Annotated in this window: 7 protein-coding genes; 2 read left to right on the forward strand and 5 right to left on the reverse strand. The window is 74.8% G+C overall.

Features of this window, described 5'->3' with window-relative positions; translation table 11 throughout:
• Positions 1–131: 131 nt before the first annotated feature.
• Complete coding sequence (locus ACIP67_RS35475) at positions 132–1,907, forward strand: ABC transporter ATP-binding protein (RefSeq protein ID WP_401697413.1); 1,776 nt, start codon at positions 132–134, stop codon at positions 1,905–1,907.
• Positions 1,908–2,051: 144 nt separating this feature from the next.
• Here the strand turns inward: ACIP67_RS35475 and ACIP67_RS35480 are convergent, their stop codons facing one another.
• A complete protein-coding gene (locus ACIP67_RS35480; protein WP_401697415.1) occupies positions 2,052–2,351 on the reverse strand; it encodes a hypothetical protein in 300 nt (99 codons plus the stop codon).
• Between the two features lie 170 nt (positions 2,352–2,521).
• Here ACIP67_RS35480 and ACIP67_RS35485 point away from each other — a divergent pair, with 170 nt between their 5' ends.
• Positions 2,522–2,887 (forward strand): nuclear transport factor 2 family protein, encoded by a 366-nt coding sequence (locus ACIP67_RS35485; RefSeq protein WP_401697416.1) that lies wholly within the window; start codon positions 2,522–2,524, stop codon positions 2,885–2,887.
• 97 nt (positions 2,888–2,984) lie between these two features.
• On the opposite strand, the gene ACIP67_RS35490 is transcribed toward ACIP67_RS35485, so the two are convergent.
• The 4 genes from ACIP67_RS35490 to ACIP67_RS35505 form a co-directional block, all read right to left on the reverse strand.
• Positions 2,985–4,859, reverse strand: coding sequence for an endoglycosylceramidase (locus tag ACIP67_RS35490; protein WP_401697418.1), 1,875 nt, complete (start codon positions 4,857–4,859; stop codon positions 2,985–2,987).
• 123 nt (positions 4,860–4,982) lie between these two features.
• Complete coding sequence (locus tag ACIP67_RS35495; RefSeq protein ID WP_401697420.1) at positions 4,983–5,483, reverse strand: metallophosphoesterase family protein; 501 nt, start codon at positions 5,481–5,483, stop codon at positions 4,983–4,985.
• Positions 5,484–5,554: 71 nt separating this feature from the next.
• Positions 5,555–5,926 (reverse strand): DUF6479 family protein, encoded by a 372-nt coding sequence (locus tag ACIP67_RS35500; RefSeq protein ID WP_401697422.1) that lies wholly within the window; start codon positions 5,924–5,926, stop codon positions 5,555–5,557.
• 50 nt (positions 5,927–5,976) lie between these two features.
• Positions 5,977–8,421, reverse strand: coding sequence for a SpoIIE family protein phosphatase (locus ACIP67_RS35505; protein ID WP_401697424.1), 2,445 nt, complete (start codon positions 8,419–8,421; stop codon positions 5,977–5,979).
• Positions 8,422–8,773: the final 352 nt, after the last annotated feature.

An 8,773-nucleotide genomic window follows, 5' to 3' on the forward strand; every position in this document is an offset into this window, starting at 1 on the left:
ACGCGCGATCCATCGGTGACGACACGCACAACATGGCAGGTCATCGCCCGGAGGCGCCCTCCGGAGATTTCGCGCGGGGGCGGTCCGCGTAGCCTGAGCGGCGCCGGCCGGACCCACCCGTGAGGAGCCCTGTGAGCACAGCAGAGAACGCCGCCGACCTTCCCCCGTGGCGTCTGCTGCTCGGCTATGTACGGCCGCACCGCCGGGCCCTGCTGGCGGGGGCGCTGCTGTCCCTGGTCACCGGGGCCACCGGGCTGCTGCTGCCGCTGGTGGCGCGGGGGTTGATCGACGACCTCTCCCGGGGCCGTGCGATCACGGGCGCGTTGCTCGCGCTGTCGGGTCTGGTGGTCGCCAACGCGGCGGTCGGCGCGCTGGGTTCCTACGTGCTGCGGCGCACGGCCGAGTCGGTGGTGCTCGGGGCGCGGCGCGCACTGTCGTCGTACCTGCTGCGGCTGCGGATCACGGCGGTGGACCGCAGTGAGCCCGGTGATCTGATGGCGCGCGTCACCTCGGACACCACCCTGCTGCGGGAGGTCACCACCAACTCGCTGGTCGGCCTCGGCACCGGCGGTCTGACGCTGGTGGCGACGGTGGTGCTGATGGGCGTGGTGGACCCGGTGCTGCTCGGGGTCACCCTGGCGGTGATCCTCGGCGCGGGCACCGTCCTCGGGGTGATCGTGCCGCGTGTCAACCGGGCGAGCCGGCAGGCACAGGACGCGGTCGGTGTGATGGGCGCCTCGCTGGAGCGGGTGCTCGGGGCGCTGCGCACGGTGAAGGCGTCGGGCGCCGAGGAACGCGAGGAGCGGGCGCTGCACGCGGCGGCCGAGGAGTCGTGGCGGCAGAGCGTGCGGGCGGCCAAGTGGTCGGCGGCCGCGGGCAACACCGCCGGACTGGCCATGCAGACCGCCTTCATCACGGTGCTGGGGGTCGGCGGGGCGCGGGTCGCGACGGGCGCGATCGACGTCGGGACCCTGGTGGCGTTCCTGCTGTACGTCTTCTACCTGATGGCGCCGATCCAGCAGGTCGTCGGCGCGGTCACCCAGTACCAGACCGGCTCCGCGGCCCTCGCCCGCATCCAGGAGGCGCTGCGGCTGCCCGCCGAACCGCCGGCCCGGCCCGCCGCGCTGCCCGCGCCCGCCGCCGCACCGGCCCGCGTCGCCTTCACCGACGTGCGCTTCCGGTACGCCGAGGACCTGCCGTACGTCCACCATGGGGTGACCTTCGAGGTGCCGTCCCGGGGCATGACCGCGTTCGTCGGCCCGTCCGGCGCCGGCAAGACGACGGTGTTCTCGCTCATCGAGCGGTTCTACGAGCCCGACTCCGGCACGATCACCCTGGACGGCCGCCCCCTCACCGACTGGGAGCTGCCCCGCCTGCGGTCGGCCATCGGCTACGTCGAGCAGGACGCGCCCGTGCTGTCGGGGACCCTGCGCGACAACCTGCTCCTGGGGAATCCACAGGCCGGCGACGACACCGTGCGGCGGGTGCTGAAGACGACCCGGCTCGACGACCTGGTCGCCCGGCTGCCGCAGGGCCTGGACACGCCGGTCGGGCACCGCGGGACCAAGTTGTCCGGCGGGGAGCGCCAGCGGGTGGCCATCGCCCGCGCCCTGCTGCGCGGTCCGCGCCTGCTGCTGCTCGACGAGGCGACCTCCCAGCTCGACGCGGTCAACGAGGCGGCCCTGCGGGACACGGTCGCCGACGTGGCCCGCACGACCACCGTCCTGGTCGTCGCCCACCGGCTGTCGACGGTGACGTCCGCCGACCGGATCGTCGTCATGGAGGCGGGCCGGGTCCGCGCGGTGGGCTCGCACCGCGAGCTCGTGACGGCCGATCCGCTCTACGCCGAACTGGCGGCGACACAGTTCCTCGCGGGCCACGACCTGCCGGACGCGACCGGCGGCTGAACGCGCGGGGGCCGCCCGGCGATCCGGGCGGCCCCACGGGAGGCGACGACGTCGCGGGCGCGTCGACGGATCGGACTCCGACGGATCGGCCCCCGACGGATCGGATCCGCGGGCCCGGACGTCGGCGGCTCAGGCGTCGGCGGCTCAGGCCTGGACGGCGGGCGCCAGCTGGGTGACCGGGGCGGCGAGGTCGGTGACCTGGTGCAGCTCGTTCAGCTTGTCGAGCTGCTGCACCTTGTTCAGCTCGCCGAGCTGCCGGGAGAGCGGCGGGAGTTCCGCCCGGTGCTCGGCGGGGATGTCGCTCGCGGCGAGCGAGTCCAGCAGGGTCATCGGGTTCAGCCGGCCGGTGTCCGGGGCTTCGGCCGCGTTCGCCAGGGGTGCGGCGAGGCCGGTGATCGCGGCGGCGAGAGCGGCGGCGGCGGCGATGCGTCGAGTGGAGATCATGCCCTCAGCAACGGCGGCGGGCGCCCGGCGGACACGGGTGCGCGGGCCCGCTCACCCGACAGGCGCACCCGGTCCGCCGCGCTTGCCGAGCCCGGTGAGGCGGAGGAGCCTCGAAGGTGAGGGCCCGGCGGCCCGTCTCCCCGGGGCCGCGGTCCCGCGAGGAGGTCACCATGGGCACTGCGGCAGGCTCCGCCTTCGACACCGAGACGCTGCGCAGGGGCATAGAGGGGGACACGGCGGCGACGCTGCTGTCGCTCTACGCCGACGACGCGCAGCTGCGGATCGTCGACCACCAGACCCAGCCGAGCCGTCCCAAGGTTCTGCGCGGGCGGGACGAGATAGCCGAGATGCTCGACGACGTCTACAGCCGTGACATGACGCACCGGCTGGAGGACTGCGTCGTACAGGGCGATCGCGCCGCCTACAGCGAGTCGTGCCGGTACTCGGACGGGGTGCGCGTGCTGGCCGAGTCGATGGTCTCGCTGCGCGACGGCAAGATCGTCGAGCAGACGATGATCCAGGCCTGGGACGAGTAGGACGGACAGGGAGGAACATCCGGGGCGGTCAGGGCGGTCAGGGCGGTCCGGCGGAGGTGGTCCGAGGCCCGGCCCCGCCGGGCCCGCTACCCCCCCGCTACCCCAGCTTCTGCGCCGCCCACGCCGACAGTTCCGAGCGGGCGGCGGCCAGCAGGGACGCGGACGGCGCGGTCGCCCCGTTGGTCACCAGGGCGTAGTGCACGGTGCCCGAGTCGGCTGCGGTGAGCAGCAGGCGGCGGCTGCCCGTGCCGCCCGGTTCGGGGGCCGCGGCGATCCCGGTGGCGCCCGTGTACGCCGGCGGGGCGTGGACCGTGCCGAGGTCGGAGACGACGGTGGTGGACGCGGTCGGGAAGGACGCGGGCAGGTGCAGCTCGGTGGGGGCCGCGGCGCCGTTCGAACGCCACGCGAGCAGGCCGTACTGGCCGGAGCCGACGAGCTGGGCCACGTTCGGCAGCGAGCCGGGGACCGGGTTCCAGGTGAGGGTGGTGGAGCCGTCGCGGGAGCGGTCCTCGTAGGTGAAGGCGAGGGTGGTGCCGGCCGTGGCGCTCGGGTAGAGGCGGTCGAGCAGCCGGGCGTCCTGACGCAGCGTCACCTGGCCGCTGTCGTCCAGGCGCACGGCGGAGAGGTCCTCGTCGTTCCAGGCGTCGGCGTCGGTGAGGACCTTGTCGGGGTTGCCGTTCATCAGCTCGTGGTGACGGCCGTGGTAGATGTCCCACTGCCACTGCTGGCCGGACAGGACGGGCCCGGAGGCGGCCGGTGTCGTCCACCAGTCCGCGCCCTTCACCCGGGAGTCGAGGGACTGGTACATGGCCTTGAGGACGGTCGGCGCCTTGTCCGCGACCGTGCCCGCGAGGGGGTGGCCGAACTCGCTGACCACGGCCGTCGTCCCGGCCGCCGCCGCCCGGTCGCGGACCGTGCCGAAGTCGGTGACGTACTGGCCGTCGGCCGCCTTGCCCCACATCAGGATCGCGGAGATGGCCTTCTGGTCGTAGAAGTGGGTGTTGAGGACGTAGCGGGAGCCGAGGGTGCCCGCGTCGAGGAGGCCGCCCTCCTGCCGCTGGGAGTCGATGTTGGCGTTCCAGAAGAGGTTCGGTTCGACGAGGGCGGGCTTGTCCTGCCAGCCCGCCGCGTCCATCCGGGCCCGGAACCTCACGTAGAACGGCCACAGCAGGTCGCGCTCCCAGGTGCGGCTGGTCTGGCCCGAGTCGTAGGTGCCGGCGTACGGCTCGTTGTAGGGGTCGAAGCCGAGGACGCCCGCGAACTGTTCGGCGCTCAGATGCTGCCGGACGTATGTCATGGTCTGCTCGGCCATGGACAGGAAGGAGTCCTGGAGGCCGTACGCGTTGTGCCAGAAGTCGTACTGGGCGGCCTTCACCGCGCCGTTCTGGGTGATGTTCTGTCCCCAGAAGAGGCAGATGCCGCAGGATTCGTCGGGGTAGTCGCCGAGGTCCACCGCCCACTGGGGGGCGCCGTCGCCGGCGTACCAGCTGTCCGGGTCGAAGAGGTACCGGGAGTAGAGGTCCTGGTGGAAGTCCGGGTAGACGCGGATGCCCGCGTCGAGGAAGGCCTCCATCTGGGCCGTGGCGGCGGCCAGGTAGGCGGTGTCGACCTGGCCGCGGACGGGTTCGGCGTAGGCCCAGGAGAGCAGGAAGCGGACGGAGTTGCCGCCGCCGAGGGCGCGCAGGGCGGTCGCCGACTTCCGGGCGTCGGCGACCGAGGCGAAGGGCAGGCCGCCGTTCTCGGCGAGTTTGGTCTCGCCGGAGACGTCGTAGCCGCGCAGGACGACCGCACGGCCGGTGGCGTCGACGAAGCGTCCGCCCGACACGGTCAGGGCGGTGCCGTCGAACGCGAGGGCGTCGGGGAGCGCGGTGGCGAGGGCGGGGCCGGCGGTGGCGGTGGGGGGTCCCGTCACCGTGAGCACTCCGCAGAGGACGACCAGAACAGCCAGCAGACGCGCCCGGACATTCGACATGTCCACTACAGTCCGGCCTTTCCCGGGCACCGTCAATACCATCTGACCCACGAGTAAGTCGTCGGTCGGCCGGACCGGCGGGAAGCGGCCGGGCGGGCGGGAAGCGGCCGGGCGGGCGGGATCTCAGCGCGGTGGCAGCCGGTGCAGGACGACGTCCGTCAGGCGGCCTTCGTCCACCGCTGCCGTCAGGTAGGTGCAGTGCGGCTGACGGCGGCGGTCGGTCGGGGACCCCGGGTTGAGCAGCCGCAGTCCGCCGGGGGCGGTGGTGTCCCAGGGGATGTGGCTGTGCCCGAAGACGAGCACGTCCAGGTCGGGGAAGCGGGCGGCGCACCGCGCCTCGCGGCCCTGGGCGGGACCGGTCTCGTGGACGACGCCGAAGCGCAGCCCGCCCAGGTCGGCGTAGGCCACCTCGGGGAGCCGGGCCCGCAGGTCCGCGCCGTCGTTGTTGCCGTGGACGGCGAGGAGCCGGCGGCTGCGGCCCGCCAGGAGGTCGAGGGTGGCCGTGTCCACCCAGTCCCCGGCATGGATCACCACGTCGGCGCGCGGGATCTCGTCGAGCAGCGGCGCGGGCAGGGCCTTGGCGCGCTTCGGGAGGTGGGTGTCGGACATCAGCAGCAGGCGCACGCCCTCAGCGTACGGCCGCGGCGGGCGGCGGCCGGGAACCACGTCAGGGGGCCGGGGTCAGCGGGCCGGGGTCAGCGGGCACCGGGTCCGCCGCTGCCGAACGAGCCGCTGGAGCCGGCGTCCCAGCGTGGGCGGCTCTGGTCGTCGCTGTCGCGGCCGCCGGTGGGACGCAGCTCGTGCGGGGTGAGGCGCTCGCCGTCCGCCGAGCGCGGCATCTCGTTGGGCTCGCGGACCTGACGGCTCTCGCGGACCGGGCCGGAGGCCGGCATCTGCGGCTGTTCGTGGGGCCGGGGCGGTGCGGGCTCGCTCCTGCGGACCCGGAAGCCGAGCCGGAAGGCCCAGATCAGGCCGCCCACGAGAGCGACGCCGACCACGACGAAGGCGACGGTGGCCAGCACGGACGGGCCGGTGGCCGCCAGGTAGGCAGTGGCAATGGTGTCCATGGACCGCGGGTACCCTGCCCGCCCCCGTGGACACCCGTGCGCGTCCTGGTTCACTCCCCCGGCGGCAGCTCGCACCACACCTGCTTGCCGCCGCTGACCGGCACCGTTCCCCAGGTGTCGGACACGGCCTCCACCAGGAGGACGCCGCGGCCGCCGGTGGCCTCCCAGCCGGGGTCGGTCGGCTGGACGGGGGTGCGCGCCGAGGTGTCGGTGACGGCGACGCGCAGCCGGTGGTGGATCAGGGTGAGGTCGAGGCGGACCTGGCCGTCGGTGTGCACGAGCGCGTTGGTGACGAGCTCGGAGACGACGAGCAGGGCGGCGTCCATGGTGTCGTCGGAGACGCCCCAGGCGCGCAGGGCGCGCCGGGTGAAACGGCGGGCGTGCCGGGCCGCCTCGGGCACCCGCCACACCGTCCAGCCCTCGCGCAGGGGCCGTACGGCCATGCCGTCGTAGCGCAGCAGGAGCAGGGCCACGTCGTCGCCGCGGTGGGCGTCGCCGAGGAGGACGTCGGCGACCGGGCCCAGGTGCGCGGGGTCGGAGACGGACAGTCCGTGGGCCAGTCGCTCCATGCCCGTGTCCATGTCGGACGCGGCGGACTCCACCAGCCCGTCGGTGGTCAGGGCGAGGACGGTACCGGGCAGCAGCCGCAGCGGGGTCATCGGGAAGTCGGCCTGGACGACCACTCCGAGCGGGGGGCCGCCGTCGGTCTCGGCGATGTCGGTGGAGCCGTCCGGGTGCCGCAGCACGGGCGGCGGGTGCCCGGCGCGCACGCACCAGGCCGTGCCGGTCTCCAGGTCGAGGTCGACGTAGCAGCAGGTGGCGAAGAGGTCGGTCTCCAGCTCCAGCAGGAGCCGGTTGGCGTGCGAGACCACCACGTCCGGGGGGTGGCCCTCGGCGGCGTAGGCGCGCAGGGCGGTGCGCATCTGGCCCATGAGGGTGGCGGCGCCGGTGCTGTGGCCCTGGACGTCGCCGATGACGAGGGCGACGTGGTGGTCGGGCAGCGGGATGACGTCGTACCAGTCGCCGCCGACCTCCAGGCCGGCTGTGGCGGGCAGGTAGCGGGCGACGGCGACCGCGCCGGGGAGCTTCGGCAGGCGGCGCGGGAGCAGCTGGCGCTGGAGCATGCCGACGAGTTCGTGCTCGGCGTCGAAGGCGCGGGCGCGCATCAGGGCCTGTCCGGTGAGGCCCGCGGAGGCGGTGAGCAGGGCGCGTTCGTCGGGGCCGAAGTCGTGCGGGGTGTCCCATCCGATGAGGCAGACGCCGGCCGTGCGGCCCGCGGCGGGCAGCGGCAGGACGGCGAGACCGCCGGGACCGACCTCGGCGAGGGCGGGTTCCAGCGCGGCGCCGGCGGGCCAGATCCGGGCGCGGCCCTCGCCCAGGGCGGCGGCGAGCGTCGGCATGGCCCGCACCGGCGCGTCGGGCCACTCGGTGCGCCACTCCTGGCGCCAGAGCTCGGGCCAGGCCTCGGGCTCGGGCGGGTCGAGGACCGTGACGACGAGGCGGTCGTTCTCCAGTTCGGCGAGGGCGATCCGGTCCGCCCGCAGGGGGACGCGCAGGGAGGAGACGACCGCCCGGCCGACGTCGCGGACGGTGCTCGCGGTGGCGAGCGCGGCGGCCAGGCGCTGCACGCGGGCCACGTCGGTGACGGCGGAGCGCAGGGTGGAGGCGTCGGCGACGGTGCCGACGAGGCGGGTGGCGTGGCCGTCGCCACCGGGCACGGACCGGCCGCGCAGCCGCAGCCACCTGGGCGGGCCGTCGGGCTGCAGCACGCGGAACTCCAGCTCGCGTTCCCCGACCGACAGATGGTCCGCCTCGACCACGGACATCAGGGAGGGGAGGTCCTCCGGGACGGTGAGGCCGAGCAGGGTCTCCACCCGGCCGTCGAAGGCGTCCCGGCCGAGGGCGAACAGCTCCAGGATCCCGTCGCCCACGTCGACGCGTCCGGTGTCGACGGCGAGGCTGAAGGCGTTGGCGGGCAGTTCGCCGCCCTCGGCCGGCGCGGCGGACACCGGCGGGGTGACGGCCTCGGCGACGAGCGCCAGGCAGGCCCGGTCGTCGCCGCCGAAGCCGCCGGGCCGCTCGCTCACGGCGAGCAGACAGCCGCCGGCACCGTCGGGCACGGGCAGGACCGCCAGGTGGACGTCCCGGGTGGTGCCGCGGCGCGGCTCGACGCCGTCGGCGGGGCCGTCGGGGCCCAGCCACAGCGGCCGTCCGCCCCGGTGGACGTCGGCGACCGGGGAGTGCCCGTCGGCCGGGTAGCCCGCACGCAGCCCGTACAGGGTCCTCGGGACGCCGGCCGACTCCACCAGGCACAGCAGTGCGCCGCCGTCGCCGGGTGTGTAGACGGCGGCGAGGGTCGCGCCCGCGAAGACGAGCGCCTGTTCGAGGACGCGCCGTACCCGTTCGGGCGAGGCGGGGTCCGCCGCGATCGTGTTCAGGGCGACCTCGGCACGCAGCGCTGCCGTTCCGCGCTCCGCAGCACCCTGACCGACCACGTCCGTATTACAGCGCTTGTGGGACGGTCCCGCAGCCCCTGCGACGGTCGGGCGGAGATCGGCGGGGCGGGGCGGGGCACGGGAGACGCCCGGGGGGACGGGACGCGTCCGGCGCCCGAGTCCCGGGTGCTGGAACTCGTCCAGCGCCCGAGTCCCGGGGCTGGACGCGGGCAGCCCCAGAACCCTTGCGGGTCGCGGAAAGCGCTCCGACAGGCGGCGCGGGCCACCCGAAGGCCCCCGCCACAGGCGGCACGCGCCCCCGTTATGTTTTTCGCGGTCCTGCAAGAGGGCCGCTGGCCTCCGGGCCCGGCATGACTGTTGCCCCCTGTCGAAGGCATGACCTGGGGGGTGG

The organism is Streptomyces sp. NPDC088812, from assembly GCF_044750285.1.
GTDB lineage: Bacteria > Actinomycetota > Actinomycetes > Streptomycetales > Streptomycetaceae > Streptomyces.

Bases quoted from the DNA above. Each gene is read 5' to 3' on its own strand.
- ACIP67_RS35485 (WP_401697416.1), top strand. From the start codon at position 2,522: ATGGGCACTGCGGCAGGCTCCGCCTTCGACACCGAGACGCTGCGCAGG.
- ACIP67_RS35500 (WP_401697422.1), bottom strand. From the start codon at position 5,926: ATGGACACCATTGCCACTGCCTACCTGGCGGCCACCGGCCCGTCCGTG.
- ACIP67_RS35490 (WP_401697418.1), bottom strand. From the start codon at position 4,859: ATGTCGAATGTCCGGGCGCGTCTGCTGGCTGTTCTGGTCGTCCTCTGC.
- ACIP67_RS35480 (WP_401697415.1), bottom strand. From the start codon at position 2,351: ATGATCTCCACTCGACGCATCGCCGCCGCCGCCGCTCTCGCCGCCGCG.